General features: G+C 65.4%; 24 protein-coding genes and 2 tRNA genes. 18 read left to right on the top strand and 8 right to left on the bottom strand.

Features of this window, described 5'->3' with window-relative positions; translation table 11 throughout:
* Positions 1–306 precede the first annotated feature (306 nt).
* The 5 genes from F812_RS0109955 to dnaQ all read left to right on the top strand — a co-directional run bounded on the left by F812_RS0109955 (position 307) and on the right by dnaQ (position 4,067).
* Positions 307–1,197, top strand: a complete 891-nt coding sequence (locus F812_RS0109955; RefSeq protein WP_020085827.1) for a pyruvate, water dikinase regulatory protein — start codon at positions 307–309, stop codon at positions 1,195–1,197.
* Complete coding sequence (locus F812_RS0109950; RefSeq protein WP_020085826.1) at positions 1,187–1,801, top strand: Maf family protein; 615 nt, start codon at positions 1,187–1,189, stop codon at positions 1,799–1,801. Before F812_RS0109955 ends, F812_RS0109950 begins: the two co-directional genes overlap by 11 nt.
* Positions 1,798–2,628, top strand: coding sequence for a shikimate dehydrogenase (locus F812_RS0109945; protein ID WP_020085825.1), 831 nt, complete (start codon positions 1,798–1,800; stop codon positions 2,626–2,628). The genes F812_RS0109950 and F812_RS0109945 overlap by 4 nt, the downstream gene beginning before the upstream one ends.
* Complete coding sequence (coaE, locus tag F812_RS0109940; protein ID WP_020085824.1) at positions 2,628–3,242, top strand: dephospho-CoA kinase; 615 nt, start codon at positions 2,628–2,630, stop codon at positions 3,240–3,242. The genes F812_RS0109945 and coaE overlap by 1 nt, the downstream gene beginning before the upstream one ends.
* A gap of 102 nt (positions 3,243–3,344) precedes the next feature.
* Positions 3,345–4,067, top strand: coding sequence for a DNA polymerase III subunit epsilon (gene dnaQ, locus F812_RS0109935; protein WP_020085823.1), 723 nt, complete (start codon positions 3,345–3,347; stop codon positions 4,065–4,067).
* A gap of 59 nt (positions 4,068–4,126) precedes the next feature.
* Here dnaQ and secB read toward each other — a convergent pair whose 3' ends face one another.
* The gene (gene secB / locus F812_RS0109930; protein ID WP_020085822.1) at positions 4,127–4,636 is read right to left on the bottom strand and encodes a protein-export chaperone SecB; all 510 of its coding nucleotides are present in this window, start codon (positions 4,634–4,636) and stop codon (positions 4,127–4,129) included.
* A gap of 339 nt (positions 4,637–4,975) precedes the next feature.
* On the opposite strand from secB, the gene F812_RS0109925 reads away from it, so the two are divergent.
* Genes F812_RS0109925 through F812_RS0109915 form a run of 3 tightly spaced genes read left to right on the top strand, consistent with a single transcriptional unit; the run spans position 4,976 to position 7,529 of the window.
* Positions 4,976–5,722 carry a Tim44/TimA family putative adaptor protein gene (locus F812_RS0109925; protein WP_020085821.1) on the top strand — a complete coding sequence of 249 codons (747 nt, stop codon included), beginning with the start codon at positions 4,976–4,978 and terminating at the stop codon, positions 5,720–5,722.
* A gap of 44 nt (positions 5,723–5,766) precedes the next feature.
* Positions 5,767–6,897 (top strand): murein transglycosylase A, encoded by a 1,131-nt coding sequence (mltA, locus tag F812_RS0109920; protein WP_020085820.1) that lies wholly within the window; start codon positions 5,767–5,769, stop codon positions 6,895–6,897.
* Entirely contained in the window at positions 6,894–7,529 is a 636-nt protein-coding gene (locus F812_RS0109915) for a Smr/MutS family protein (protein WP_020085819.1), read from the top strand. The genes mltA and F812_RS0109915 overlap by 4 nt, the downstream gene beginning before the upstream one ends.
* Before the next feature lie 73 nt (positions 7,530–7,602).
* Here F812_RS0109915 and F812_RS0109910 read toward each other — a convergent pair whose 3' ends face one another.
* Entirely contained in the window at positions 7,603–8,127 is a 525-nt protein-coding gene (locus F812_RS0109910; RefSeq protein WP_020085818.1) for an invasion associated locus B family protein, read from the bottom strand.
* Between the two features lie 65 nt (positions 8,128–8,192).
* Entirely contained in the window at positions 8,193–8,750 is a 558-nt protein-coding gene (locus tag F812_RS0109905; RefSeq protein ID WP_020085817.1) for an RNA methyltransferase, read from the bottom strand.
* A 67-nt stretch (positions 8,751–8,817) separates the two neighbouring features.
* Between F812_RS0109905 and F812_RS0109900 the strand changes: the two genes are divergently transcribed.
* Positions 8,818–9,795, top strand: coding sequence for an NADPH:quinone oxidoreductase family protein (locus F812_RS0109900; protein ID WP_020085816.1), 978 nt, complete (start codon positions 8,818–8,820; stop codon positions 9,793–9,795).
* A 28-nt stretch (positions 9,796–9,823) separates the two neighbouring features.
* Here F812_RS0109900 and F812_RS0109895 read toward each other — a convergent pair whose 3' ends face one another.
* Genes F812_RS0109895 through F812_RS0109885 form a run of 3 tightly spaced genes read right to left on the bottom strand, consistent with a single transcriptional unit; the run spans position 9,824 to position 11,918 of the window.
* Complete coding sequence (locus tag F812_RS0109895) at positions 9,824–10,450, bottom strand: TPM domain-containing protein (protein ID WP_020085815.1); 627 nt, start codon at positions 10,448–10,450, stop codon at positions 9,824–9,826.
* Positions 10,451–10,467: 17 nt separating this feature from the next.
* Positions 10,468–11,298 (bottom strand): TPM domain-containing protein, encoded by an 831-nt coding sequence (locus F812_RS0109890; protein ID WP_020085814.1) that lies wholly within the window; start codon positions 11,296–11,298, stop codon positions 10,468–10,470.
* Entirely contained in the window at positions 11,295–11,918 is a 624-nt protein-coding gene (locus F812_RS0109885; protein WP_020085813.1) for a LemA family protein, read from the bottom strand. The genes F812_RS0109890 and F812_RS0109885 overlap by 4 nt, the downstream gene beginning before the upstream one ends.
* Before the next feature lie 211 nt (positions 11,919–12,129).
* Between F812_RS0109885 and F812_RS23405 the strand changes: the two genes are divergently transcribed.
* Positions 12,130–12,708 (top strand): hypothetical protein, encoded by a 579-nt coding sequence (locus tag F812_RS23405; RefSeq protein ID WP_020085812.1) that lies wholly within the window; start codon positions 12,130–12,132, stop codon positions 12,706–12,708.
* A gap of 172 nt (positions 12,709–12,880) precedes the next feature.
* On the top strand, positions 12,881–13,792 hold the full coding sequence (locus tag F812_RS25430; protein WP_020085811.1) for a ParA family protein: 912 nt from the start codon (positions 12,881–12,883) through the stop codon (positions 13,790–13,792).
* 72 nt (positions 13,793–13,864) lie between these two features.
* On the opposite strand, the gene F812_RS0109870 is transcribed toward F812_RS25430, so the two are convergent.
* A tRNA-Gly gene (locus F812_RS0109870) sits at positions 13,865–13,939 on the bottom strand.
* Between the two features lie 297 nt (positions 13,940–14,236).
* Here F812_RS0109870 and trxA point away from each other — a divergent pair.
* The 6 genes from trxA to F812_RS0109840 all read left to right on the top strand — a co-directional run bounded on the left by trxA (position 14,237) and on the right by F812_RS0109840 (position 23,094).
* Positions 14,237–15,151: a thioredoxin gene (gene trxA / locus F812_RS0109865; protein ID WP_020085810.1), complete on the top strand. Its 915-nt coding sequence runs from the start codon at positions 14,237–14,239 to the stop codon at positions 15,149–15,151.
* Between the two features lie 142 nt (positions 15,152–15,293).
* On the top strand, positions 15,294–15,968 hold the full coding sequence (locus F812_RS0109860; RefSeq protein ID WP_020085809.1) for an LON peptidase substrate-binding domain-containing protein: 675 nt from the start codon (positions 15,294–15,296) through the stop codon (positions 15,966–15,968).
* A 25-nt stretch (positions 15,969–15,993) separates the two neighbouring features.
* The gene (locus F812_RS0109855; protein WP_198011178.1) at positions 15,994–16,212 is read left to right on the top strand and encodes a Trm112 family protein; all 219 of its coding nucleotides are present in this window, start codon (positions 15,994–15,996) and stop codon (positions 16,210–16,212) included.
* A gap of 89 nt (positions 16,213–16,301) precedes the next feature.
* Positions 16,302–17,309 carry a l-ornithine N(alpha)-acyltransferase gene (olsB, locus tag F812_RS0109850; protein ID WP_198011171.1) on the top strand — a complete coding sequence of 336 codons (1,008 nt, stop codon included), beginning with the start codon at positions 16,302–16,304 and terminating at the stop codon, positions 17,307–17,309.
* Between the two features lie 128 nt (positions 17,310–17,437).
* On the top strand, positions 17,438–20,314 hold the full coding sequence (gene mutS, locus F812_RS0109845) for a DNA mismatch repair protein MutS (protein ID WP_020085806.1): 2,877 nt from the start codon (positions 17,438–17,440) through the stop codon (positions 20,312–20,314).
* Positions 20,311–23,094 carry a [protein-PII] uridylyltransferase gene (locus F812_RS0109840; RefSeq protein WP_020085805.1) on the top strand — a complete coding sequence of 928 codons (2,784 nt, stop codon included), beginning with the start codon at positions 20,311–20,313 and terminating at the stop codon, positions 23,092–23,094. The genes mutS and F812_RS0109840 overlap by 4 nt, the downstream gene beginning before the upstream one ends.
* A gap of 307 nt (positions 23,095–23,401) precedes the next feature.
* On the opposite strand, the gene polA is transcribed toward F812_RS0109840, so the two are convergent.
* Positions 23,402–26,401, bottom strand: a complete 3,000-nt coding sequence (gene polA, locus F812_RS0109835) for a DNA polymerase I (protein ID WP_020085804.1) — start codon at positions 26,399–26,401, stop codon at positions 23,402–23,404.
* 144 nt (positions 26,402–26,545) lie between these two features.
* Between polA and F812_RS0109830 the strand changes: the two genes are divergently transcribed.
* Positions 26,546–26,622, top strand: a tRNA-Arg gene (locus tag F812_RS0109830).
* The last annotated feature ends 158 nt before the right edge of the window (positions 26,623–26,780 follow it).

The raw sequence follows: 26,780 nt of genomic DNA, 5'->3' as shown, positions 1-26,780 counted from the left end.
GCCCCAGGAACGAACGACCACGCAATCTGTTGCGTGCCGCGGGGACAGGGTGCCACTAGGCCCGGAACACGCGATGAGAGTCAACCACTTGCCCCGGCGCCATTGCTCCCGTGCGCTGGGGATACCGTGTTGATTACGAATGAGGGAGTGTCGAAGACACGGCAATCAACAGCCGGCCTGGACTCGTGAGAAAAACAGTTCACATCGCGCATATTCGGGGTATCCCCGTGGACAACTCGCCCCGAACCCACAGCGACAGCCGAGCCGCCTCCCGACCCACAGAACAAGAAGGCTCTTGATCCACAGATGGCCAACAGCCAGCCGAGCTACTTCCATCTTCATCTCGTCTCGGATTCGACCGGTGAGACGCTGACTACCATCGCCAAGGCCGCGTCCGTCCAGTATGCGCAGATCCGCCCCATCGAGCACGTGCATCCGCTGGTGCGCAACGCGCGGCAGTTGAAGCGCGTGTTGCAGGAGATCGAGCAGGCGCCGGGCATCGTTCTCTATACGATCGTGAACCTCACGCTGATCGCGGAGCTCGAGCAGCGCTGCAAGGAGCTGAAGGTTCCCTGCCTCGCCGTGCTGCAGCCCATCATGCAGGTGTTCGAGTCTTACCTGGGCGCGCCTCAGACGCCGACGGTCGCGGGCCAGCACGTCCTCGACGCCGACTACTTCCGCCGCATCGACGCGCTCAACTTTACGATGGCGCACGACGACGGCCGTCTGCCGACGGATCTCAACGAGGCGGACATCATCCTGCTCGGCATCTCGCGCACCTCGAAAACGCCGACCAGCATCTATCTCGCCCAGCGCGGATACAAGACGGCCAACGTTCCGATCGTGCCGTCGCTTCCCTTCCCGGAGGAGATCGCGGGCCAGCATTCCGCTTTCGTGGTCTGCCTGATCGCGAGCCCGGATCGCATCGCCGAGGTTCGCCGCAACCGCGCGCTCCTCCTCGCGGACCGGGATCTCGACGACTATGTGGACCGAAGCCGAATCGCCGCCGAGATCGCCCACACCCGGAAGATCTGCGCCAAGCATGGGTGGCCGGTGATCGATGTCACCCGCCGTTCGGTGGAGGAAACGGCCGCCACCATCATCCGCCTCCTGCAGGATAAGAAAGCAGGCGAGCTCGAGGTGAACTCCGACGACGCGACCGCTGAATCGAGCGCCGGATCGAACCATGACAGCTGATAAGCCGAGGCTTGTCCTCGCATCCGGCAGCGCCACACGACGCGCACTTCTGGCGTCGGCCGGCGTAGATTTCGAGGTCCGCGCCGCGGATGTGGACGAAGCGGCCATTCGCGGCCGTCTGCTCGCCGCGGTCCCGGCCGTCTCCCACGAAGAGATCGCGCTCACGCTCGCTGAGCAAAAGGCGTTAGCGGTGAGCATGCAAGATCCGGGTGCGCTCGTAATCGGTGCCGACCAGGTTCTCTCGTTCGAAGGCGTGGTGTTCGAGAAGCCAAAGTCGATTGCCGAGGCCCGCGATTGCCTGCGCGCGCTTCGCGGAAAGACGCACGCCCTGCACTCGGCGACCGCCTTGGCCGCGAACGGCGTGGTGCTCTGGAAGGATGTCGAGACCGCGCATTTGACGATGCGCGCCTTCAGCGAAGCCGCCCTCGACAGCTACCTCGCGCGCGCTGGCGGCGTGGTGCTCACCTCTGTCGGCGCCTATCAGATCGAGGGACCGGCAGTGCAACTGTTCGAAAACGTCGAGGGTGACCACAGCACCATCTTGGGCCTTCCGCTGCTGCCCGTGTTGCACGAGTTGCGGCGCCGGGGGATGCTCGCCACATGAAACACGCATGCGTCATCGGCTGGCCCATCGAGCATTCGCGCTCGCCCATCATCCATGGCTATTGGCTGAAGCACTACGGGATTGACGGCACCTACACCAAGCGCGCGGTGTCTCCCGGCGAAATCGAAGCGTTCCTCAACGGGCTCGCAGCCGAAGGGCTGGCTGGCTGCAATGTCACCATTCCTCATAAGGAAGCCGCTTTCCGTCTCGCAGCCAACCGCGATGCGTCCGCGATCGCTGTCGGCGCCGCCAACACGCTGTGGCTCGAAGACGGCTGTCTCTGCGCCGCCAACACCGACACCTATGGCTACATGACCTATCTCGGACGTGAAGCCGAAGACTGGGGCCGTCGCGACGCGCCGGTTTCCATTCTGGGAGCCGGTGGCGCCGCCCGCGCCATCGTCTACGGATTTCTCGAGGCTGGCGTGCCGGAAGTCCGCATCTTCAATAGGTCTGTCGAACGCGCCGAAGCCCTCGCGCAGACTTTCGGACCGCGCGTGAAAGTTCTGCCGTGGGACCAGCGCTCCCGCGCGTCAACGGAGGCCGCCGTTTTGGTCAACACGACCTCTGTCGGTCTCAAGGGCGCTGGCAGCCTGGACATGGACTTCACCGATTTTCACCCTGATTGCATCGTGTCCGACATCGTCTACGTTCCGCTCGAGACCGCTTTCATTCGTGAGGCGCGCCGCCATGGACTGCGCACGGTCGATGGTCTCGGCATGCTCTTGCACCAGGCCGTGCCGGGATTCGAAAAATGGTTTGGCTTGCGCCCGGAGGTCACTGACGAGCTCTATGATCTGATCGCCGCCGACATTGAGGCCGTGTGATGCAGATCCTCGGCCTCACAGGATCCATCGGCATGGGTAAATCCACGATCGCGGCCATGTTCCGCGAGCGGGGGATAGCGGTGTTCGATGCGGACGCGGAGGTCCATCGCCTCTATGCGGGCGAGGCGGTTTCCAGGATCGAGGCGGCGTTCCCCGGCACGACTGCCGATGGCCGCGTCGACAGGGCGCGCCTTGCGGCCGTGCTCGCCAACAATGCGGAGCGCTTTCGCATCCTGGAGAAGATCGTGCACCCGCTCGTTCGCAAGGGGGAGCAGGATTTCCTCCGGGCCGCGGCTGCCCGGGGCGACAAGGTGGCCGTACTGGAAATCCCCCTGCTCCTCGAAACGGAGCTGGATGCACAGGTGGATGCGGTCGTCGTGGTTTCGGCGCCCGGGCATCTTCAGCGAGCCCGCGTTCTCGAACGCCCCGGCATGACGGACGAACGGCTTGACGCTCTGCTCGAGCGGCAGATGCCGGATTCCATGAAGCGGCATCGGGCCGATTTCGTTGTGGATACGGGGGGCACCCTTGCCGACAGCGAGGCCCAGGTCGATGCTATTCTCTCCGCATTGCGCTCGATGCCGGCCGACGCCTACGCGCGCCATTGGCGATAAGCATCATCGCCACGCCAGGCGTCGCCTGAAAGGCCCCGAGCCGGACAAGCGAATTTATGTATTCGGTCATCCCAGTCTCGCGTTCGATGTGAAAGCTCCTCAATGCTCCGCGAGATTGTTCTCGATACCGAAACCACCGGCCTCGATCCGCGCAAGGGCGACCGTCTCATCGAGATCGGCTGCATCGAGCTGGTCAACCGCATCCCGACCGGGCAGGAGTTCCATCGCTTCATCAATCCCGAGCGCTCCGTTCCGGCGGAGGCCGAGGCAGTGCATGGCATCTCGACCGCGTTTCTGGTCGATAAGCCGGTCTTCTCGAAGGTAGCTGGCGAGTTCCTCGAGTTCATCGGCCAGGATGCTCTCGTCATTCACAATGCGACCTTCGACGTGGGCTTCCTGAACATGGAGCTCGAGCGTCTGAAACACCCGGCCATCTCGATGAGCCGCGTGGTCGATACGCTTCAGCTCGCTAGGCGCAAGCATCCCGCCGGCCCCAACAGCCTCGATGCGCTCTGCAAGCGCTATGGTATCGACAACTCGAAGCGCATCAAGCACGGCGCCTTGATGGACTCCCTGCTGCTGGCCGAGGTCTATGTCGAGCTGTTGGGTGAGCGGCAGGCGAGCTTCGGACTGCAAGCCGAAAGAGGCCGTGCCGGTCGCGGGGCGCAAGTGAACGGTGTGGCCATACGCGGCCCGCGGCCCGTGCCGCTGGAGCCGCGGCTCACGGCGGAGCTGATCGCCGCCCATCGGGCCTTCGTCGAGACGCTGGGTCCCAAGGCCCTCTGGAAGCGCTATTTCGCCCCGGACGACGCGGCGAAATCCTGAGCAGGCGCTTCAGACCCTTTCGGGCCTGAAGCGGAAAGATCTGGGTCAGCAGATCTAGATCAGTTCGGCTTGCCGGAGGCCGACGCCGCCATCTCCTGCTTGCGGCGCACGAAGAGCTGCGCGAAATCGATGGGGTCGAGCAGCAGAGGCGGGAAACCGCCCTCGCGCGTGATGTCGGCCACGAGACGGCGCAGGAACGGGAAGATCAGCGTCGGGCAGTTGATCAGCAGAAACGGCTCCAGCGCCTGCTCCGGGATGTTCCGGAGCCGGAACAGGCCCGCATAGACGATTTCGAGATCGTAGATCGTACCGTCCTTGGTGGAGGCGACGGCCTTGAAGTCGATGGCGCTCTCGTAGAGTTCGGGCTGCTGCAGCCGCTTGGCGGCGACGTTGATCTCGAGCTTGATGTTCGGGGTCTCGGAGGGGCCCTCCAGAAGCTTGCCGATGCTCGGGTTCTCGAACGAGAGATCCTTGATGAACTGGCCGACGACCTGGGCCTCGATCGGCTGTTGTGCCTGCTGATCGCCGCCATCGGAGGCTGGAGGACTGCCTTTGGTCTTGTCTGCCATAGTCGGTAAGCTTTCGATTTATGTTGAGGGCGTGCCGATCCGGGCGGGGACCCGCGCCGTTCTGACACAAGGGATATCGTGAACGGCAAGCTGGCTATCACGGAGAGGGCGGCGCGGCAATCGGCCAATGTCCCGAACTTGGCCCTCTCACGTGGTTCTGACCGCAAGAATGTTGGCTTCTCCCACGTTGTGGCCTAAGTTGAGCGACATGATGAGTGTGCCTCCGCCTGCGGTTTTCCTCGCGGCCCGGATTTGGCACGCCTGGACGAACTTCAAGAGCGATCTTACATCAGGGCAAACGCCCCATGTTGCGTGGGCCTTGCCAGGAAGCTGCAGATAATGAATGGCGAAATCAATCTTCTGACGCTTCTCTCCCTCATCGTTGCCATTGTCGCGATCGTGAAGCTGAGGAGCGTTCTCGGCCGCAAGACCGGTGACGAGGATACGCGGATCGAGCAGCGCAGGCGCGAAGCCAGCATGCAGAAAACCGCGGCTCAATCGCAGTCCGACAAGGTGGTGACGTTGCCCCGCCGCGATCGGGACGTGGAGCCGGCGGATGCCGCCGTCTCCGTGGCCGAGGTCGAGGCCCGCATCAAGTCGTTCGCCGGCGAGGATACCGCGCTCGCCACCCGGATGATGGACATCCTGAAGCTCGATCCGAAGTTCGATCCGGACCACTTCCTGCGCGGCGCGCGTCAGGCCTACGAGATGATCGTCACGGCCTTCGCCGAGGGCAACCGGCGCATGTTGCGTGATCTCCTGAGCGCGGACGTTCTGGATAGCTTCAACCGGGCGATCACCGAGCGTGAGCAGCGCGGACAGGTTATCGACCAGAGCTTCGTCGGCATCAACAAGGCAGACATCCTGGAAGCCGAGGTGAGCCCCAAGGGCGTCGCCAGCATCACGGTGCGCTTCGTGAGCCAGCTGATCAGCGCCACGCGCGACAAGGCTGGCACCATCATCGACGGGGACGACTCCCGCATCAAGGACGTCACCGACATCTGGACGTTCTCCCGCGACATCTCCACGAAGGATGCCCGGAGAAATCTGAACTGGAAGCTGGTCGGCACCCAGGCGCCGAATTGATCCCGCGAATCTGAACGACGTCCGTCTGAGCCGAACGACCGACCATGCCGCTTGGAGCACAATCGTCTGAGCAGGCCTTGCCGGATTTGCGGCTCGTGCCCCTCCGCTTTTCGGATCTGCCGGGCTGGGAGGCGGATGATCACCTGGCGGCGTTCAAGGCGTTCATCCGGTCCGCAAAGGCTTTCGAGCGGCCGGCCGGCGTTGCATCCGGCAAGACCAGGACAGCCGATGAAGCGCTTGTCGCCGCCGTCCGCCGGGCCGCGGATCGTGCCGCCGGCATTACGACAGCGGCCGGGGCTCGTGCCTTCTTCGAAGAGAGCTTCGTCCCCCACCGGGTCGAGCACCGCGGGGCCGGGGGGTTGCTCACCGGCTATTATGAGCCGGTCCTTCCGGGCTCACGAACCCGAACCGAGGCGTTCTCCATTCCCGTCTATCGCCGCCCGCCCGATCTGGTGAACCTCGTGGGCGAAGCCGAGCGCGGCGCGCTCGCAGACGGCCTCACCCATGCGCGCAAGACGGCGAGCGGCATCGAGCCCTACGCGACGCGGGCCGAGATCGAAGGCGGCGCGCTCGAAGGCCAGGGGCTGGAGCTGGTCTGGCTTTCGGATCCTGTCGACACATTCTTCATGCACATTCAGGGCTCGGGCCGCATCCGCTTTCCGGACGGCACGACCGTGCGCATCACTTACGACGGCAAGAACGGTCATCCCTATACCTCCGTCGGACGCCACCTCATCGACGCGGGTCAGTTCACGGCGGACCAGATGTCGCTCGATGCGCTCAAGGTGTGGCTTTCGGCCGATGCGGAGCGCGGCCGCCGCGTCATGCAGGAGAACCGGTCCTTCATTTTCTTCCGCGAACTCGAGAACGAGGACGACGGCCCCCTCGGCGCGCTCGAGATCCCGCTGTCGAGCGGCCGGAGCCTCGCCGTCGACACCGGCTTCCACGCCATCGGCACGCCGGTGTTCGTTACGGCGCCCGACTTGAAGCCCTGGGGAGGAGAGGAAGGTTTTGCGCGCCTCATGATCGCCCAGGACGTGGGCTCGGCCATCAGGGGCCCAGAGCGCGGCGACATCTATTTCGGTTCCGGGACGGAGGCGGGCGCGCTTGCGGGCACGACCAAGCATGCGGGCCGCTTTTTCGTGCTGCTGCCGCACGAGCAGCCGCTCCCATGAAGAAGCCGACGCATCCGCCGCGCCGGCGCCATCTTACGAAGGAGGACGAAGCCTTCTGGGAGCACACCGCCTCGAGTCTAGAGCCTTTGAAGGTGAAGAAGCAGCGCCACCTCGCGGATGCGGTGTTCGATCCGGACGCCTTTGAGCTGTTCGAGCCCAAAGGCAAGGCTGCAAAGAAATCTCACGCAGAACCCCACACCGCTGGCGCGAAACACGCCGCCACATCTGCGTCGCCGCCCGCGCCATCCCGCTCCCCGCCGGAGCTGATGACGTTCGATCGCAAGTCGGCACGCCGTCTGCGCCAAGGGCAAATCGAGATCGAAGCGCGCATCGACTTGCATGGCATGCGCCAGAACGAGGCGCATGTCGCGCTCCGCCACTTTCTCATGTCGGCATACAGGCGCGGGCTGCGCTGGGTGCTGGTCATCACCGGCAAAGGCGGACCGCGGGCCCAGCGCGATGACGATATTTTCGGATCGTCCGAGCGCGGCGTGCTGCGCCGCAACGTTCCGATGTGGCTCGGAGAGCCCGAGCTGCGCGCCGTGGTGGTGAGCTTTACGACTGCCGCCATCCCCCACGGCGGCGAAGGCGCGATCTACGTGCAGCTCCGCAATCCGGATCGCGTGCGCTAGACCATGATCGCTTCGGACCCTATCAGTCCGAAGCGTGAATCATTGGTCTCATGAAAGCCCTGGAGCGCAGGCCTCACGGACACGCCGATGCGATCGCCTGGAGAGCCTGACCGAGCCCGCTGAGAGAATAGGTGTCCGTCGTCTGCGTGCCTTTGCTGGACGTTGCCTGAACGACGAGCTTCGATCCCTTCTTCATGGCTTCGATCAGCTTCAGCTCCTCCGTGGCGTCGGAGACGTAGGCCCGATCTTCCTCGGCGAAAAGCTGGAACGAATCCGTGCCGACCGTCACCGCGACCGGACTGTCCGGCTTGATGCGATAGCCGAGCTTGATCGAGACCTCTGACTTTACGCCTTCCTTGGGCCAGGCGGAAACATAGAGCACGATCTTGGCCCGGTTGGCGCCGGCGGGTTCTTTGATCCTGGGCTGTGTGGCGGCAAAGCAGATCTTCGGGCCATCGCCGGCATTGCGATGCACGATCCAGTCGCCGAACTTTCCTGTTTCGAGCGCGCCTTCGGTCGCGGTTTGCGCACCGGCCGGAAGAGCCCACAAAAGCAGCAGACCGGAGAGGAGCGTCGGGATCGTATGAGACGATGTCATGCGCGGATCGACAGCCCCCTATTCTGACGAATCTGGCCTCTTATACGAGTTGAGGCGCCACCCTGTCACCCGTCCGTCCGTCCCTTTCGGTGACCATCCGTCCGAACCGATCCGGAGACTGCGGAGGGTCCGCCTTCTGAGACCGGCCGCTCCGCGAAGTGCGCCATGCTCTTCACGCGGTCGTACATCACGATCGCCCCGGCCATCGCCACGTTGACGCAAAAGCTGGTCGGGATCTTGACGGTGAAATCGCACCGCTCGAGAACCTCCGCGGACAGCGAGCCGCGTTCCGGCCCGAGAATATAGGCGGCCTGCAGCGGATGACGGAAGCTCGGCAGAGCCACCGCCTCGTCCAGAAGCTCGATCCCCACGAGTTTGCAGCCCTTGGGTAGCACCATCTCGCCCGCAGTCTGCCAGTTGTAGTGCGGCAGGTGCCAATGTCCCTTCGAGGTGTCGGCGCGTGCCTCGAGTGCCTGGTATTGCGCCCCGATCGTGAACGTGAAGTGTGCCCCGAACGCGTGCGCCGAGCGCATCAGGTTGCCGAGGTTCAGGGCCTTGGACGAACGTTCGGCGCCGATGGCGAAATAGCCGCGGGATTTGGGGGGCCAGGCAGGGGTGGTCATGAAGAGGCTCGCCTTGAAAGAGGTCTCCGGTTAGAGATCCTCGGAATTTCGTTCCGGGAGGTCACACATGAAGGCGGCCCTTTGCAAGAGCCTAGACGGCCCCGAGGCCCTGGTCGTGGAGGAGATTGCCGATCCGGAGGCCGGCCCCGGCGAAGTCGTGGTGCGTGTCCACGCCGCCGCGCTCAATTTCTTCGACACCTTGATCACCCGGGGAAAATACCAGACCAAGCCCGCCCTTCCCTTCTCGCCCTCGGGTGAGATCGCGGGCGTGGTGGAGCGCGTGGGGCCGGGTGTGACCGGCGTCGTGGCCGGCGAACGTGTCGCGGCTGCGGTCAGCTATGGCGGCGCGCGCGAGAAGATCGTGATCGCGGCCGAAAGCCTGATCCCGGTTCCCGCATCCGTCTCCTTTCCCGTCGCCTCGGCCGTGAGCGTCACCTTCGGCACGGCCATTCACGGCCTCAAGGATCGCGGCCGTGTGAAGCCCGGCGAGACCGTCGCGATCCTCGGCGCTTCGGGCGGCGCGGGACAAGCCGCGATAGAGGTCGCCAAGCTCTTGGGCGCGCGTGTCATCGCCGCTGCGTCCTCCGACGACAAGCTCGAAATCTGCAAGGCTCTCGGCGCCGACGACGTAGTGAACTACGACGCGGTCGATCTGAAGCAGGCATTGAAGGATCTGACCGGCGGTCGCGGCGTGGACGTGGTCTACGACTGCGTCGGCGGCAAGTATGCGGAGCCCGCGATCCGCGCGCTCGCATGGCAGGGGCGTTTTCTCGTCGTCGGCTTTGCGGCCGGTGACATCCCGAAGATCCCGCTCAATCTGCTGATGCTGAAGGGAGCCGACGCCATTGGCGTATTCTGGGGCGAGGCCGTGCGCCGCCACCCGGAGCGTCATCGCGCCAACATGATCGAGGTTCTGCGCTGGGTCGCGGAGGGCAAGCTCGATCCGCGCATTCAAGCCACCTACCCGCTGGAAAAGATCCGCGAAGCCATCGGAATACTCGACCGCCGCGAGGCAGTTGGAAAAATCGTGCTGACCCTCGACTGAGATGCGCGTTTTAACGGCGCCCGCCGGATCAGTTTGCGTCCAGCACGATGAGGTGATCGGGCAGCTCGTTGGCATCGCACGACCCGGGCGGAAAGTGCGTGGCGAGATGCCCGCCCACGTCCTCGATGGCCGCAATGAAGCCCTCCGCGTGGCGATTAGCCGTGAACGCAGCCGTGAGGCGCGTGACGATCTCCTGCCACGTTCCTTTCGGCACGCGCGCCTCGATGCCCGCGTCGGCGAGAATTTCTGCGTGCCGCTCGGCAACCGAGATGAAGATCAGAACGCCGGTGCGCCCCGCGGTCGTATGCAGGTTTTGCGCGACGAACTGCTCGAGCGCGCGCCGGTGCGCGCGAAGCCGCTTGATGCGCCGCGGCACCAGCCAGTAGCGAACGGGACGCGGCAGCGCGACGGCGAGCACGAGGGCGAAGGCCGCGACCTGCGCGAGATAGATCCAGGCGGAGGGCCACCACGTCCAGAGAATGAGCGGCCACGGCACGAGGAGCGCGATGACGGATGCCCACAGGAACGGCGCGTAGAGATACGTGCTGCTCTCGGATGCCACCACCGCCACGATCTCGCCGGACGTCTGCCGCTCGGCACGCGTGATGGCTTCCGCGATGCGATGCTCGTCCGTCTCAGAAAACAGAAGTCCCATCGGACCCGATCCTTGCTCTACCAGCTTCCCGAACCGCCGCCGCCGCCGAAATCACCACCGCCGCCCGACCAGCCGCCACCGCCACCTCCGGACCATCCGCCGCCCCAGGAGTCGGAAGCGCCGCCCGGGAATATGACGATCCCGCCGTCTTGGCCGCGCCGCGCGCGCCGCCGCTGGTCGCGGCCGAGCGTCTGCGGGGCCTGCGCCGCGTAGCGGGATTGCGCGTAGACGATGTAGATGAAGATCGCGATCCAGAACGCGATGATCAGCAAGCCGAGCCAGTCGGGCCCATCGCCCTTGTCGAGCCCGCGCGCGCGCGCCTTCACTTCCTCCGCATCGCCCAGCAGCGTGTCCTTGATGTCGCGAACGCCGGCGCGAATGCCCGCGCCGAAGTTACCGCGGCGAAACTCCGGCACGATCGCGTTCTCGATGATGATCTTGCTCATGAGGTCGGTCATGAGCGGTTCGAGGCCGCGGCCGACCTCTATCCTCACCTTGCGATCGTTCGGCGCGACGATCAGCAGAACGCCGTTGTCCTTGCCCTTCTGCCCGATGCCCCAGTGACGCCCGAGCTGATAGCCGAACTCCTCGATCTCGTAGCCCTGGAGCGACGGCACCGTCACCACCACGAGCTGGTCGGTCGATTTTTCCTCGAGTGCCTTGAGCTCGGCTTCGAGCGCGCTGCGATCCTCGGCCGAAAGGATCCCAGCTTCGTCGACGATGCGTCCGGTGAGTTGCGGGAAGGTGGGAGCGCCGTAAGCGGCCACGCACAGAAGCACGCTCACGGCGAGCGCTGAAAGCGCCGCCGTGAACGAAGCGATCAGGGGCCGGGCAGCTCTTGCGCTCACTTGCTCGTGCCGAAATCGACCTTAGGCGCCTTCTGTTCTTCCGCCGGAATGTCGAACGTCGCCATCACGGCAGCCGAAGGATAGAGGAACGACTTCCACAGGCGGCCCGGGAAAGTCGTGATCTCGGTGTTGTACTGGCGGACGGCCTGGATGTAGTCGCGCCGCGCGATTGCGATGCGGTTCTCGGTGCCCTCGAGCTGGCTCTGCAGCGCCAGGAAGTTCTGCCCCGACTTGATGTCCGGATAGCGCTCGACCACGGCGAGGAGCTGACGCAGCGCGCCGCCCAGCGTGTTCTGCGCATCCTGGAATTGCTTCATCGCGTCCGGGTTGGTGAGGATGTCGGCGGGCACCTGCACGCTGACGGCCTTCGCGCGGGCTTCCGTCACGTCGGTCAGCACCTTGCGCTCCTGCTCGGCGAAGCCCTTCACGCTCTCCACGAGGTTCGGGATGAGATCGCTGCGCCGCTTGTACTGGTTCAGCACCTCCGACCACGCGGCCTTGGCGCTCTGCTCGTAGGTGGGAATGTTGTTGATGCCGCAGCCGGCCAGCGTGAGCGCCATGAGTGTGGCAGTCAGCAGGGCCAGCGGGCGGGAGATGCGGGAAGCGAGGGCGGGGGTCATGACTGGAACCTCGTCAGGGTGGGGTACATCGCTACAAGGATTAGCAGATGGCGCGGCGCCGGGAAATCGACAGCACGGGTCCGATCTCTTCAAACTGATTAAAACCGCTACGTTCTCAGGGTGTTGCACTTAACCAATCGAAGACCTTGGACGCGGTCGCCGCGCCTGGATCGGTTACAATGGTGGCTCCCACCCCTGGAGCCTTTCTCTCATGTCATTGCGTAGCACTGCGGCCGTCACCTTCGTTGTCACCCTTGCGTCTCTCGCTTCCCCCGCCCTCGCCTGCCGCGGCGGCGGCGAATGCTACGACAAGGTGCGCCTGCCGGATGTCTATCGCACCGTGGAGCGGGATGTGGTTGTGCAACCCGGCTATCGCCGCGTGGTGGAAACCGAGCCCGTGGTCGTCGTGCGGCCCGAGCGCGTGATGATCGCACCAGGACGTGTCAGCTATGAGATGACGCCGCCCGTCACGCGCACCGTGATGCAGGAGATCGTCGTTCGCCCCGCGGGCTATCGCTGGGAATCGACCTACGGCCCCTACGGAGAGCGCCGCTGCAAGGTGCCGGTTCCGGCGGAGGTGAAGCTCGTGCCGCGCGAGGTGCTCGTGCGTCCCGGCCGCCGCGTGCGCGTTGTGTCGCCGCCGGTCTACGGCGTACGCCAGCGCGCAATCGAGGTGCGGCCCGCAGAGCGCTATGTGGTGGCCTATCCGCCTGTCGTGGCGCGTGAGCGCGCACGCGTTCTCGTGAGAGAAGGCGGCACGGCGTGGGTGCGCGCCGGTACCCGCTGGTAAGTGATCAACTCTTGACGAAAGAGGCTGGCAGTTTGGTATCACAGGTCTGCCCGTGCGGGGCGCCGGTGAGAAAATCCGCCGTGCTTCGCGAGGCTGCCACATTCCCGACGCACATCGGACGATGCGGGGATGTCGACGCGACTATCTGAGGCAGGGGAGGCCTCTCTTCGTCATGCGCAATACGATCGCTGTGATGAACACGAAGGGCGGCGTCGGCAAGTCGACCCTTGTGCTCGCTTTGGCCGAAACGCTGTCGGCCTATCACGGCAAGAATGTGCTGGTGATCGATAGCGATTCCCAGGCTTCCGTCTCCAGCATGCTGATGACGATTCCCAATCTGCATCGCTTGCAGCAGAACGGGCTCACCATCGTCGATTTCCTCGTGGCGCGGGTGCTGCAGGATGCGCAGGCCGACTGGCCGCGCTTCGTCGTGAGGAACGTGTCGGATGTCGATGACGCGCGCACGGTCTATCTCGTCCCGAGCGACATGCAGCTCACGTTGTTCGAGCGCGAGGTGTCGAAGGAGAGCCTGCACGGACGCTTGCGCAAGGTGATCGGCGCGCTGCTCGCAGAAGCGCGCTCCGTGTTCGACATCATTCTCATCGACTGCCCGCCGGGCCTTTCCGTGTTGACGGAAAGCTGGCTACGCGAAGCGGACTATCACATATCGCCCACCAAGGCCGACTACGTGTCGGTGTGCGGGCTCGAGGTCTTCCGCCGCTTCAAGGCGCTGAACCCTGAGATGGGTTTTGCCGAGAACATGGGCGTGCTCGTCAACATGAAGGATGTCGGCTCTCCTACCGAGGAGGACTACCACGCCTGGCTGATCAGCAATCCGGACAACCGTTGCTTCGATCAGGTCGTGCCGCGCGCCGTCGCGTTGCAGGAGGCTGCCCGCTTTCACGCTCCCGACCGGTCCTACTTCGCGAAGTATCCGGGCGAGACCGGCAAGGCCTTGCGCAAGCTCTGCGAGGAGGTGCTGGCGCGCATGGGCATTCCAACGGGCGCGACCTCTCAGCCGTCCTCGCCTCCGGTCATTCCGCAGGCAGGAACGCCCGAAGGCCCCGTCTCGGTCGCCCCGTGACGGCCGGCCGCACGAACGCCGTCCGCCCAGGCGATCAGCCTGGGAGCTTCAAAGTCAGCAAATCTGGAAGAATGGAGCGGGCGATGAGATTCGAACTCACGACCCTCACGTTGGCAACGTGATGCTCTACCCCTGAGCTACGCCCGCGTCCGAAATGGGGTAAATCGCGCCTCGAAGCGAGGCGCCCGGTCTTATTGCCTAACCGAAGCGCCTTTGCAAGCGTCTTCCAGCGAAATCTCGGTCTCGGCCGAAAAATGGGCGTCCCGGCCGAGCGAAGGACGGAAAAAGGGCCTTGGACATTGCGCGGCGGGCGCAATTGCGGTTCAGTCCGCGGCGAGAGCGGGGCCGGGGTCGCAAGTCGTCGTGCCGCTTACCATATTGTCAGGCTGAAACGCGGCTGCGAAGCTCTTGGGAGCGCCCGCATGATCTCTGAGGAGTGAAGGAATGGATTTGGGAGCACTGAAGCCCGGCGGGGCTTCGCCGGCCGCTCGCGATCTGATCAAGGACGGAACTTCGGCAAGCTTCGGCAAGGACGTGATCGAAGCGTCGCGCGAGGCGCTGGTGCTGGTCGATTTCTGGGCTGCCTGGTGCGGCCCCTGCAAGCAGCTCACCCCCATCATCGAGAAGGTGGTGACGAGCTACGCCGGCAAGGTGCGTCTGGTGAAGATCAACACCGACGAGCATCCGGCCATTGCGGGCCAGCTCCGCATTCAATCGCTGCCGACGGTTTATGCGTTCCGTGACGGCCGCCCGCTCGACGGCTTCATGGGCGCCCAGCCCGAGAGCGCCGTGCGGGCCTTCATCGAGCGTCTTCTGGGCGAGGATGCCGAGGCCGACATCGCGGGCGTGCTCGAAGCAGCCGAAGCTGCGCTCGAAGCCGGTGATCTGCAAAGCGCCGCCGAGGCTTTCGCGGCCGTGCTTCAGGAGGACCAGCAGAACGCGCAGGCCCTCGCAGGCCTTGCCCGCTGCTATCTGAAGAGCGGCGACGTGGACCGCGCCGCCCAGACGCTGACGCTCGTGCCCCCCGACAAGCAGGGCAGCGCGCCTGTGCAGAGCGCCCGCGCGGCGCTCGAACTCGCTAGGATGGCCGACAAGTCCGACAACAGCGCCGAGCTGGAGCAGCGCCTCGCTGCCAATCCCGCCGACCATCAGACGCGGTTCGATCTGGCGGTGGCTCTCGCCGCACGCGGCAAGAAGCCGGAAGCGCTGGAGCACCTCCTGGATCTCGTTCGCCGCGATCGCAACTGGAACGACCAGGCTGCCCGCAAGCAGCTCGTTCAGTTGTTCGATGCGTGGGGACCCAAGGACGAGCACACCCTCGAGGGCCGCCGCCGCCTTTCGTCGATCCTGTTCAGTTAGATCCGGATCGCGCCGGGCCGCGCAGGCCCGGATGCGGAAATCATCGGTCTTGCCAAAACACTCGGAATGCCTTCGGAATCTCTCCCTACCTGAAGCGTCTCGCCCTGAGACCCGAGTCCCTAGAAGTCGAGGAGCCCGTTTCGTGGCCTTTGCCGATCAATACCGGCACCCTGCCGATCTCCCCTCACGCCTGCCGTTGTTTCCACTGCGGGGGGCCATTCTGCTGCCGGGGTCGATCCTGCCGCTCAGCATTTTCGAGCCGCGCTACCTCGAGATGATCGACGACGTGATGAGCGGCTCGCGCATCCTCGGCATCGTCCAGCCGTCGGGCGGAGATTCGGACGAGAGCCCGCCAGGCAAGACGGTCGAGCTGCGCCGCATCGGCGGAGCCGGACGCATCACGAGCTATCAGGAGCTGGAGGACGGCCGCCTCGCCATCGCCATCACCGGCATCTCCCGCTTCGAGATTGTGGGCGAGGCGGAGACGGGCAAGTCCTATCGCGCGGCCACGGTGAGCTACGACCGCTTCGCAGGCGATCTCACACGCGGCCTCGGCGAGGAGCAGATCGACCGCGCCCGCCTCATCGGCGCTTTGAAATCCTATCTTGCGCGCAACAACCTCAAGACCGACTGGTCCGTGATCGAGCGCGCGCCGAGCGAGTTCCTCATCAACGCGCTGTGCGTGATGTGCCCCTACGGGCCGGAGGAAAAGCAGGCGCTTCTCGAGGCCGCCGATCTCAAGACGAGGGCTGACGTGCTGGTGGCGCTGGCTGAGATGGAGCAGGCCATGCGCGGCGGCTCCGGAACGCTGCAGTGAGGATGCCATGAGCGACGAAACGTCCATCGAGGCCGCGAGCGGGGAGCCCGATCCCAAGCTGCTCGAGCTGCTTGTCTGCCCTCTCACCAAGGGCCCTCTCACCTACGATCGTGCCGCGCGAGAGCTGATTAGCGCCAAGGCCAATCTGGCGTTTCCGATCCGCCATGGCGTGCCGCTGATGACGGTCGAAGCCGCTCGCTCGCTGGATGAGCCGGCTCCGAGGAGCCCTCCGCACTCCTCCTGATCCGGCCCATTCGTCGCAAAATTGTCTCCGATTCGTGCTTGAGTGACCGCGCCGACGACATGCCGGCCCCGATCTTGGACGGAACCCCCATGAGCATCGAACGACAGGCCAGGATGCGTCACATCACGAAGCGCATCGCCGGACGTTTGCAGGACAATCCCCTCTTCACTGCGGCGCCTCGTGGTCTGCTGGCCCTCCGGGCCCTGAACGAGAAAGCCCGCTCCAAAGCGCTTCCCTTCGTCCGCAAGCCGCAAGCGAAAGTCTATGGCCGCATCGGTAACCTCGAAGTCCGGCTCGCCCAGGGCCGCAAGGACATCCTGCGCGCCCAGCGGCTGCGCTTCGAGGTGTTCTACGAGGAAATGTCCGCGACACCGAGCGTGATCGCCGGAATGCGCCGCCTCGACCAGGATCCCTATGACGCGGTGTGCGACCATCTGCTCGTCGAGGATCGTTCGACCGACACCATGGCCGGCGAAACCTGGACGCGAACGCGCCGCCCGCACGTGGTCGGCACCTATCGCGTGCTTCGCCAGGAGGTGGCTCAGCGGAGCCTCGGGTTCTACACCGCCAGCGAATACGACATCGATCCCCTCATCGCCGCCAAGTCGCCGCGCTACCGGTTCATGGAGCTCGGCCGCTCGTGCGTGCTGAGGCCCTACCGCACCAAGCGCTCGGTGGAGCTGCTTTGGCATGGCCTCTGGACCTACATTCGCGAGCACAAAGTCGACGTGATGATCGGCTGCGCGAGCTTCGAGGGCACTGATCCCGGCGCCCATGCGATGGCCTTGAGCTTCCTTCATCACCACGCCCTCGCCCCGCCCGAGTGGCGCTGCCGGGCTCACGATCAGCTGTACGTGCCGATGGATCGCATTCCGCGCGATAAGGTGGACGCCAAGCAGGCGCTGAAGGCGCTGCCGCCTCTCATCAAGGGGTATCTGCGGCTGGGCGCGTTCGTGGGCGACGGCGCCGTGATCGATCGCCAGTTCGGCACCACGGACGTCTTCGTCATCCTGCCGGTCGAGAACATCGATCCTAGGTATTTCGATCACTTCGGCGCGCCGGACGAGCTGAAAAGCCGCATTGCCGCCGAGGTTTAGGCTCCCTTCCCAGCCACGGTCCCCACGAAATTCCTCCCGCGCCGCCGCGCGGGGTTTCCAATCTCGCGCGCAACCGGCTATCCGTTGGCCGGGAACGGCTTTGGCGCTTGGGGATTGGCGACGTCGGCATGGCGGGTCGAAGACGACATCGGGACGACATCGAGCAGGCAGGTGCCGGGCCGGCGGAGATCCGCGGGGATGCAGGCGCAGAGGCTGCGCCATCCCCCGCCCCGCGTGAGGACGCGACGCTTCCCGCGGCCGCCGCCATCGGCGAGGCCACGCCCTCCATGGCCCAGTTCCTCGAGATCAAGACGGCCAATCCGGACAGCATCCTCTGGTACCGGATGGGCGATTTCTACGAGCTGTTCTTCGACGACGCCGTGGTCGCTTCTCAGGCGCTGGGCATCGTGCTCACCAAGCGCGGCAAGCATCTCGGCCAGGACATTCCCATGTGCGGGGTGCCGATCCATCGCGCCGACGAATATCTCCAGCGTCTGATCCGGCTCGGCTTCCGCGTCGCGGTCTGCGAGCAGCTCGAGGACCCGGCGGAAGCGAGGAAGCGCGGGGCGAAGGCCGTCGTGCGCCGCGACGTCGTGCGCCTGGTCACGCCGGGCACGCTGACGGAGGATACGCTTCTCGATGCGCGCTCCCGCAACTATCTGACCGCCCTGTTCCGGGCGCCGGGCGCCGATGCGGAGGAGCCCCTCATCGGGTCCGATGCGCTCGTCGCCATCGCCTCGCTCGATATTTCGACGGGCGAGTTCGAGGTGGGAGAGTCCAGCGGACGCGACCTGCCGGGCGAGCTCGTGCGGCTCGCACCGGGCGAGGTGATCGCCGCGGATGGCCTGATGGCGGACGCCGAGGTAAAAGCCTGGATCGGACGCGCGGGTGCCGCGGCGACCCCCGTCCCGGCCGCCTCTTTCGACAGCCTCGCGGGCGAGCGCGATCTCAAGGCGCGGCTCGGCGTGTCCGACCTCGGCGCGTTCGGGTCCTTCACGCGACCCGAGCTGGCTGCCATCGGAGCCGTCCTGCGCTATGTGGAGCTGACGCAGATCGGCAAGAAGCCGGTGGTACGCGCGCCTCGCCGCATGGGCACCGGCGCAACCCTCACCATCGACGCCGCGAGCCGCGCGAGCTTGGAACTGGTGCGCTCGACATCGGGCGACAAGTCCGGAAGCCTGCTCGATGCCATCGACCGCACGGTGACAGGCGCCGGCGCGCGTGAGCTGGCCGCGCGCTTGGCCGCGCCGCTCTCCGATCCGCGCGCCATCGAGCAGCGGCTCGATGCGGTCGCGTTTTTCGTAGAGGACGAGCCGGTGCGTGAGGCCGTGCGCGATGCCCTCAAAGGCGCGCCGGATCTGGCGCGCGCCGTCTCGCGCCTCGCCTTCGGCCGCGGCGGACCGCGCGATCTGGCGAGCATCGGCCAGGGCCTTGCATCAGCCGAAGAGGCCGCGTCTCATCTGCGGACCAAGGCCGGCGCCATCGGCCTTCCCGACGAGATCGCGCGTCTCCTGAAGCGCATCGATGGAAAGGGCGCCGATCTCCTGGCGCTTCTCACGGCCGCGCTCGTCGACGAGCCGCCGCATCTGCGCCGCGACGGCGGCTTCGTGCGCCCGGGCTTTCGCGCGAGCCTGGACGAGGCGCAGAAGCTCCGCGACGACAGCCGCCGCGTGATGGCGGAGCTGGAAGCCCGCTACGTTGATCTCTCGGGCGTCAAGACGCTCAAGGTCCGCCACAACAACATTCTCGGCTACTTCATCGAGGTCACGCAGGCCAACGCCAAGCCGCTCACGGAGCCGCCGTTGAGCGGTACGTTCCGTCATCGCCAGACCATGGCCAACGCCGTCCGCTTCACGACAGCCGAGCTGACGGAGATCGAAGGCCGCATCGCCTCCGCCGCCGATCGCGCCTTGGCTATCGAGCAGGACGTGTTCAACGAGCTGGCGGCTGCGGTGGCCAAGGAGGAGCGGACGCTCTCCGACATCGCGGCGGCGCTTGCCGAGCTGGACCATACCGCAGCCCTCGCCCACCTCGCCCACAACGAGCGTTACGTTCGCCCTAAAGTGGACGACGGAACGGCCTTCGAGATTTTGGGTGGGCGCCATCCCGTCGTGGAGCAGGCGCTGAAACGCGCACGCGGCGGCCCCTTCGTCGCCAATGATTGCCGTCTCGGCCGCGCTGGTGCCGAGCGCCCGCCGGGGTTCGACGAGATGCCGGACGCGCGCATTTGGCTCGTCACGGGGCCGAACATGGCGGGCAAGTCCACGTTCCTGCGCCAGAACGCCCTGATCGCCATCCTCGCGCAGATGGGCTCGTTCGTGCCGGCGAGCGAGGCGCACATCGGCGTCGTCGATCGCGTCTTCAGCCGCGTGGGTGCGGCCGACGATCTCGCACGCGGCCGCTCCACGTTCATGGTCGAGATGGTGGAGACGGCCGCTATCCTCAATCAGGCCACGTCGCGGTCGCTCGTGATCCTCGATGAAATCGGGCGCGGCACCGCGACTTTTGACGGCCTGTCGATTGCCTGGGCCGCCGTCGAGTTCCTGCACGAGGAAACGCGCGCCCGCGTCCTCTTCGCGACCCACTACCACGAGCTGACCGCGCTCGCCGGGCGCCTCGCCTCCGTCGCCAACGTCACAATGGACGTGAAGGAATGGCAGGACGACATCGTGTTCCTGCACCGTGTGAAGGCGGGGGCGGCCGATCGTTCCTATGGCATCCAGGTCGCGAAGCTCGCGGGATTACCCGCGCCCGTCATCTCCCGGGCGCGCGAGGTGCTGGCGCTGCTCGAAAAGTCGGACCGACGTCGCGGGCAAGGGAACGGCCCGCTGGAGGAGCTGCCGCTGTTCGCCGCCGCCCGCCCGGCGAGCGAGGCGGCGCGCCGCGGACCTTCGCGCCTGGATGTTGCGCTCGACGACCTGAACCCTGATGAGCTATCCCCAAAGGCGGCGCTCGAGGCGCTCTACCGCCTCAAGCAGCTTCGATCCGAAGAGCCCCGCCAATGACTGTATCTCAGTTTCCGCCCGCCCCCTATTTCGACACGCAGGAGCTGCGCCATACGCTGACGGCGCTGTTCAACGCCCACGGCAGTGCGTCGGAAGCCCGGCCCGCGGTGCTCGACCGGCTGAAGCTTCTGGTGAAGGCCGCGCGCGGCACGGCGCGCCTTCAGCTCGAGGCGGACGGCAATGGCCGCCGCTGCGCCATGGGCCTCGCGCGCTTCCAGGACGAGCTGGTGCGGTTGCTCTACGACTACACCGTCGCCCACGTTTATCGCGCCACCAATCCCTCCGACGCCGAGCGCATGGCGGTAGTCGCGACCGGCGGCTACGGCCGTGAGCTGCTGGCCCCGGGCTCCGACATCGATCTCCTGTTCCTGCTGCCTTACAAGCAGACGCCGTGGGGCGAGAGTGTCGCCGAGTACATGCTCTACATGCTGTGGGACCTCGGCTTCAAAGTGGGCCACGCCACGCGCACGGTGGACCAGTGCCTCAAGATGGCGCAGGCCGACACCACCATTCGCACTTCCCTGCTCGACATGTGGCTGATCCAGGGCGACGAGCAGCTTTTCTCAGAGCTTGAGCAGCGGTTTCGCAACGAGGTGATCAAGGGGTCGGAGCGAGCCTTCATCGACGCCAAGATGGCCGAGCGCTCCGAGCGCCACCGCCGCGCAGGCGAAAGCCGCTATAAGGTCGAGCCCAACATCAAGGATGGGAAAGGTGGCCTGCGCGACCTGCACACGCTGCATTGGCTCTCGAAATATCTCCTGGGTCATGAGGTCGGCCCCACCAGCGTAGCCAAGGGCATCTTCACCGAGAAAGAGGTCGCGACCTTCCGCCAGTGCGAGGACTTCCTCTGGACCGTGCGTTGCTTCCTTCACTTCTACACCGGCCGCGCCGAGGAGCTTCTGAGCTTCGAGATCCAGCCCGTTCTCGCCGAGCGCCTCGGCTACAAGGACAAGAGCGGCCTGCGCGCGGTGGAGCGTTTCATGAAGCACTACTTCCTCGTCGCGAAGGAAGTGGGTGATCTCACCACCATTCTCTGCGCCGCGCTCGAAATGCAGCAGTTGAAGAGCTCGCCGATGTTCGACGGCTTGCTCAATCCCATGACCTGGAAGCTCAGACGCCAGATTCGCGAGAAGACGGATTTCCGCATCGACAACGGCCGCATGAACATCGCCGATCCCGGCGTTTTCAAGCGCGATCCCGTGAACCTGATCCGCTTCTTCGCCCAGGCGGAGAACACGAACACGTTCCTGCATCCCAACGCCATTCGCGAGCTGCGCCGCTCCTACAGCTACATCGACGACAAACTGCGCGAGGATCCCGAGGCGAACCGCATCTTCATGAAGCTGCTCACCGGCCACGTGAGTCCGGAGGCGACGCTCAGGCGGATGAACGAGGCGGGCGTGCTCGGCCGCTTCATTCCGGAGTTCGGCAAAGTCGTCGCGATGATGCAGTTCAACATGTATCATCACTACACGGTGGACGAGCATCTGATCCGCACCGTGGGCATGCTGACGGACATCGAGCGTGGCGGATCGGCGGGCGAGCTCCCCCTCTCCACCGAGCTGATCAAGACCATTCAGAACCGCCGCGTGCTCTATATCGCCGCGTTCCTGCACGACATCGGCAAGGGCCGCGTCGAGGACCACTCACTCGTCGGCGCGCGCATCGCCCGCAAGCTGTGCCCGCGTCTCGGCCTTTCGGCTGCCGAGACCGACACTGTCGTCTGGCTCATCGAGCAGCATCTCACCATGAGCAACGTGGCTCAGAGCCGCGACATCTCGGATCCCAAGACGGTGCGCGACTTCGCCGACATCGTGCAAAGCCCGGAGCGGCTGAAGCTGCTGCTTCTCCTGTCGGTCGCGGACATTCGCGCCGTCGGCCCCGGCGTGTGGAACGGCTGGAAGGGCCAGCTTCTCCGCACCCTCTACTACGAGACCGAGCCGTTGCTCTCAGGCGGGCACACGCAGGTGCCGCGCGACACGATCGTCGCCGACGCGCAGGCGGAGCTGCGTGCCGCGCTCAAGGACTGGCCAGCCGAAGACGTGGATCGCTTCATCGGCCGGCACTATCCGGACTATTGGTTGCGCACGGAGCCCAAGCGGCAGATCTATCACGCGCGCCTGTTGAGGCGGGCGGAGAGCGAGGGCAAGACGTTCGCGGCGGAGCACGCGACGGATGCCTTCACCGCCATCACCGAGCTCACGGTGTTCGCGCCCAACCACCCGCGGCTCTTGTCCCTGTTCGCGGGTGCGTGTGCGGCCAACGGCGCCAATATCGCGGGCGCCCACATCACCACCACGCGCGACGGCTTCGCGCTCGACACCTTCCTGCTCGCGCGCGAGATGGACCAGGACGAGGACGAGCTGCGCCGCGCAACCCGCATCGAGGAGACCATCGAGCGCTTGCTGCGCGGAGAGACCTGGGTGCGCGCCCTGTTGGAGAAGCGCCGCCCCGCCCCGCCTCGCGTCGAAGCCTTCACCGTCGCGCCGGAAGTCTACGTCAACAACGCGCTCTCCGATGCCTTCACGGTGATCGAAGTGACGGGGCGCGACCGCACGGGTCTTCTCTACGAGCTGACCAACGCGCTCTCCGACCTTTCGCTGGATATTGCCTCCGCCCACATCACCACCTTCGGCGAGAAAGCGGTGGACGTATTCTATGTCACCGATCTTACGGGCAAGAAGATCGAGAGTGACAACCGCCAGCAATCGATCAAGGACCGCCTGACCACGATCCTCGAGGGGCCTGCTTCCGGCTCATCGCCCGCGGAAGCTGGATAATCACCTCAACTCCCCGTTCGAAGACACGAAAATCAGTAGGTCTCCCGAGCGATATCCGCTGGGCCAAAACTGATGCCCGAGCTTGGATCTAACAGGTCGCTCCATTCTGGGTTCATCGTCTCAATGACCCGGAACCTTCGAGGCACGGCGCCAATCCTTCAGCCGCTTTTCTCTTTTGATTGCATCGGCCATCCGATGTTTGAGGTCGCTCATAATACCCACGTCACCCCGACGAAGGTCGGGGTCCACGCAAGTAGAAGTTGTCGCGATCGCGGACGCCCCCGCCCCCGGATGACAACGCCGAGAGCTAATGCGCGGCTTCCCAGTTCGCGGCGGCTTTCGCGTCCACGTGGATCGGCACCGAGAAGTGCACGGCTGGCTCCGCAGCTTTTTCCATCACGCGGCGCGCCACGCCGATCAGCCGGTCCGCCTCGCCTGCCACCACCTCGAAGATCAGTTCGTCATGCACCTGCAGCAGCATCCGCGCCGATGACAGCTTGGCGGCGTCGAGGGCGCCCTCCATGCGGATCATAGCCCGGCGAATGATATCGGCTGCGCTGCCCTGGATCGGCGCGTTGATAGCCGCTCGCTCGAGGAACCCGCGCACCGACGGGTTCTTGGTGTTGACCTCGGGATAGTGAATGCGCCGCCCGAAGATCGTCTCCACGAAACCCGTGTCGTGGACCTGCTTCTTCGTGGCCTCCATGTAATCGCGGATGCCGGGGAAGCGTTCGAAGTAGGTCTTGATGTAGGCGCCCGCCTCCTCGCGCGAGATGCCGAGCTGGTTGGCGAGGCCGAAAGCGGAGATGCCGTAGATGATGCCGAAGTTGATCGCCTTCGCGCGCCGGCGCACTTCCGCCGGCATTCCCTGCACCGGCACGCCGAACATTTCCGACGCCGTCATCGCGTGAATGTCGAGGCCTTCCGCGAAGGCGCGCTTCAACTGCGGAATATCCGCGATGTGGGCGAGCACGCGCAGCTCGATCTGCGAATAGTCCGCCGATACCAGCGTATTCCCCGTCTCCGCGATGAAGGCGGTGCGGATCTCGCGCCCTTCCTTGGTGCGGATGGGGATGTTCTGCAGGTTGGGATCGGACGAGGCGAGCCGTCCCGTCGTGGTGGAGGCGAGCGCATAGCTCGTGTGAATGCGCCCCGTATCGCTATGGATGAACGCGGGCAGCGCATCCGTATAGGTGGAGCGCAGCTTCGAGAGCTGGCGCCATTCGAGCATCTTGTTGATCAGCCCGCGTGCCTCCTCCGGCACGTCCTCGTTCGCCGCCAGATCGTCGAGCAGGCTCGCGCGCGTCTCCCACTGGCCGCTCTTGGTGCGCTTGCCGCCGGGAAGCTGGAGACGGTCGAACAACAGCTCGCCGAGCTGTTTCGGAGAGCCGAGGTTGAACTTGTGCCCGACGAGATCGTTGATCTCCTCCTCGAGCCGGGCGAGCGTCTGGGCGAAGGTTGAGGAGAGCCGCGAGAGCACGCTGCGGTCCACATGGATGCCGTGATGCTCCATGCCGACGATGACCGGCACCAGCGGGCGTTCCAGCGTCTCGTAGACGGTGGCGAGATGCTCGGCCGCAAGCCGCGGCTTGAGCTTGTGCCAGAGCCGCAGCGTCACGTCCGCATCCTCGGCGGCGTATTCGGTCGCTTTGTCGATCGGCACCTGCGCGAACGTCTTCTCCGCCTTTTTGGCGCCGGGCGCATGCTCGAGCACCTTGTCGAACGAGAGGCAGGTGTGTCCGAGGTGGCGCAAGGCGAGATCGTCCATGCCGTGACCGCCCCGGCCCGCATCGAGCACGTAGGAGATCAGCATGGTGTCGTCGATGGCCGCCACGCGGATACCGTGCCGCTTCATCACCAGGCAATCGAACTTGATGTTCTGGCCGATCTTGAGAACGGCCGGATCTTCGAGCAGCGGCTTGATGAGTGCGAGCGCTTCGCGCAGAGGAGCCTGGACAAGCCCCCCGCCGTCGCCGAAATCGAAGCCGCCCGTCGCGGCGCGGTGACCGACCGGCACATAGCAGGCCTTCCCCGGCGCAACCGCCAGCGAGAAGCCCACGAGATCGCACGTCATGCAGTCGAGCGCGGTGGTCTCGATGTCGAAAGCGACCCGGCCAGCCTCGCGGGCCGCGGCGATCCACCAGGCGAGCCGGTCGAGCGTGACGACGGTCTCGTATTGGGAGCGGTTGAACGGCACCTTGACGATGCGCGCCGAATGAATAGCAGCGCCTGCGGCGGGCGTCCCGGGGCCATGATCCTCGGGGCTGGCGCCGTCCTTACCGGCGGCCGGAGTAGCCGCGCCGCGCGCAGACTTCGCGGGCGCCACGGCCTCGCCGGCGGGTGCGGCGGGCACCTCCACGCCGAGCTTCTCGGAAATCCGCTTGGTGAGCGTCGAGAACTCCATCTTGCGCAGGAAGCCGAGCAAGGCATCGGGCTTCGGATCCTGCACGCCGGTCTGCTCCACGGGAACGGTCACCGGCACGTCGTCCTTGAGGGTGACGAGGGCGCGCGAGATGCGGGCCTGCTCGGCGAACTCGATCAGCTTCTCGCGCCGCTTCGGCTGCTTGATCGAGCCGGCGGCTGCGAGCAGCGAGTCGAGGTCGCCGTATGAGGTGATGAGCTCCGCCGCCGTCTTCACGCCGATGCCCGGTACGCCCGGCACGTTGTCGGTGGAGTCGCCCGCCAGCGCCTGCACGTCCACAACTTTCTCCGGCGCCACCCCGAACTTCTCGAACACCTCGTCGCGGCCGATCTTCTTGTTCTTCATGCCGTCCCACATGACGACACCGGGCCGCACGAGCTGCATCAGGTCCTTGTCGGACGAGACGATGGTGACATCGCCCCCCGCGTCCACCACCTGCTTGGCGTAGGTCGCGATCAGGTCGTCCGCCTCGTAGCCGAGCTGCTCGATGCAGGCCACGTTGAAGGCCCCCACGGCCTCGCGGATCAGCGGGAACTGCGGCACCAGCTCCTCCGGCGCGGGCGGGCGGTGCGCCTTGTACTCCTGGTAGATCTCGTTGCGGAACGTCTTCTCCGAGGCGTCGAAGATGACGGCGAGATGGGTCGGGGCCTCCGCGGCCTTGGTCTCGACCAGGAGTTTCCACAGCATGGCTGCGAAGCCGTGCACCGCGCCCACCGGCAGGCCGTCCGAGGGCCGCGTGAGGGGCGGCAGCGCGTGGAAGGCGCGGAAAATGTAGCCGGAGCCGTCCACGAGGTAGACGTGGCTACCCTTGACGATCGGCACGGGCTCGCCCTCGGGAACGGAGCAGACGGCGGCGCGGGGAGTTTTGGAGGAGTTTTCGCTCATGGCGGGGCAATATAGGGGGTAAGAGGGGGCTGGTCAGCACCCTGGGCATGAACTTCCCCGGCCTGCCAAGAGGCCGTTTGCCCCACGTCCCGGAATGCGCTATCAGGAGCCTCCCGGCGCCCCTGCGGCACCGGTCGACGCGCTGCACCCGTAGCTCAGCTGGATAGAGTGCTGCCCTCCGAAGGCAGAGGTCACAGGTTCGAATCCTGTCGGGTGCGCCATCCGGCCCTTGGGGCTGCAGACTACTTTCCCCTCAAACCGTGATCTGGACGGCAGAAGTTCGGCTCTTCGACCGACAGCGGCAGCGCTAGCAAATTCTGTGTGGGTCCGCTTCGGGCCAGCAGCGGAAGTCAAGAGGCATCCAACTCCGACTTTTTCA

The sequence above is a fragment of the Hyphomicrobium zavarzinii ATCC 27496 genome, assembly GCF_000383415.1.
Classification (GTDB): domain Bacteria; phylum Pseudomonadota; class Alphaproteobacteria; order Rhizobiales; family Hyphomicrobiaceae; genus Hyphomicrobium_C; species Hyphomicrobium_C zavarzinii.
The sequence above is the reverse complement of the archived record's forward strand: the minus strand, read 5'-3'. Positions and strand labels throughout refer to the sequence as shown.

What these genes read in the sequence shown, in the direction of transcription:
- F812_RS0109955 (WP_020085827.1), top strand. Translation starts at nt 307, where the DNA reads ATGGCCAACAGCCAGCCGAGCTACTTCCATCTTCATCTCGTCTCGGAT.
- F812_RS0109950 (WP_020085826.1), top strand. Translation starts at nt 1,187, where the DNA reads ATGACAGCTGATAAGCCGAGGCTTGTCCTCGCATCCGGCAGCGCCACA.
- F812_RS0109945 (WP_020085825.1), top strand. Translation starts at nt 1,798, where the DNA reads ATGAAACACGCATGCGTCATCGGCTGGCCCATCGAGCATTCGCGCTCG.
- coaE (WP_020085824.1), top strand. Translation starts at nt 2,628, where the DNA reads ATGCAGATCCTCGGCCTCACAGGATCCATCGGCATGGGTAAATCCACG.
- dnaQ (WP_020085823.1), top strand. Translation starts at nt 3,345, where the DNA reads ATGCTCCGCGAGATTGTTCTCGATACCGAAACCACCGGCCTCGATCCG.
- secB (WP_020085822.1), bottom strand. Translation starts at nt 4,636, where the DNA reads ATGGCAGACAAGACCAAAGGCAGTCCTCCAGCCTCCGATGGCGGCGAT.
- F812_RS0109925 (WP_020085821.1), top strand. Translation starts at nt 4,976, where the DNA reads ATGAATGGCGAAATCAATCTTCTGACGCTTCTCTCCCTCATCGTTGCC.
- mltA (WP_020085820.1), top strand. Translation starts at nt 5,767, where the DNA reads ATGCCGCTTGGAGCACAATCGTCTGAGCAGGCCTTGCCGGATTTGCGG.
- F812_RS0109915 (WP_020085819.1), top strand. Translation starts at nt 6,894, where the DNA reads ATGAAGAAGCCGACGCATCCGCCGCGCCGGCGCCATCTTACGAAGGAG.
- F812_RS0109910 (WP_020085818.1), bottom strand. Translation starts at nt 8,127, where the DNA reads ATGACATCGTCTCATACGATCCCGACGCTCCTCTCCGGTCTGCTGCTT.
- F812_RS0109905 (WP_020085817.1), bottom strand. Translation starts at nt 8,750, where the DNA reads ATGACCACCCCTGCCTGGCCCCCCAAATCCCGCGGCTATTTCGCCATC.
- F812_RS0109900 (WP_020085816.1), top strand. Translation starts at nt 8,818, where the DNA reads ATGAAGGCGGCCCTTTGCAAGAGCCTAGACGGCCCCGAGGCCCTGGTC.
- F812_RS0109895 (WP_020085815.1), bottom strand. Translation starts at nt 10,450, where the DNA reads ATGGGACTTCTGTTTTCTGAGACGGACGAGCATCGCATCGCGGAAGCC.
- F812_RS0109885 (WP_020085813.1), bottom strand. Translation starts at nt 11,918, where the DNA reads ATGACCCCCGCCCTCGCTTCCCGCATCTCCCGCCCGCTGGCCCTGCTG.
- F812_RS23405 (WP_020085812.1), top strand. Translation starts at nt 12,130, where the DNA reads ATGTCATTGCGTAGCACTGCGGCCGTCACCTTCGTTGTCACCCTTGCG.
- F812_RS25430 (WP_020085811.1), top strand. Translation starts at nt 12,881, where the DNA reads ATGCGCAATACGATCGCTGTGATGAACACGAAGGGCGGCGTCGGCAAG.
- trxA (WP_020085810.1), top strand. Translation starts at nt 14,237, where the DNA reads ATGGATTTGGGAGCACTGAAGCCCGGCGGGGCTTCGCCGGCCGCTCGC.
- olsB (WP_198011171.1), top strand. Translation starts at nt 16,302, where the DNA reads ATGAGCATCGAACGACAGGCCAGGATGCGTCACATCACGAAGCGCATC.
- mutS (WP_020085806.1), top strand. Translation starts at nt 17,438, where the DNA reads ATGGCGGGTCGAAGACGACATCGGGACGACATCGAGCAGGCAGGTGCC.
- F812_RS0109840 (WP_020085805.1), top strand. Translation starts at nt 20,311, where the DNA reads ATGACTGTATCTCAGTTTCCGCCCGCCCCCTATTTCGACACGCAGGAG.
- polA (WP_020085804.1), bottom strand. Translation starts at nt 26,401, where the DNA reads ATGAGCGAAAACTCCTCCAAAACTCCCCGCGCCGCCGTCTGCTCCGTT.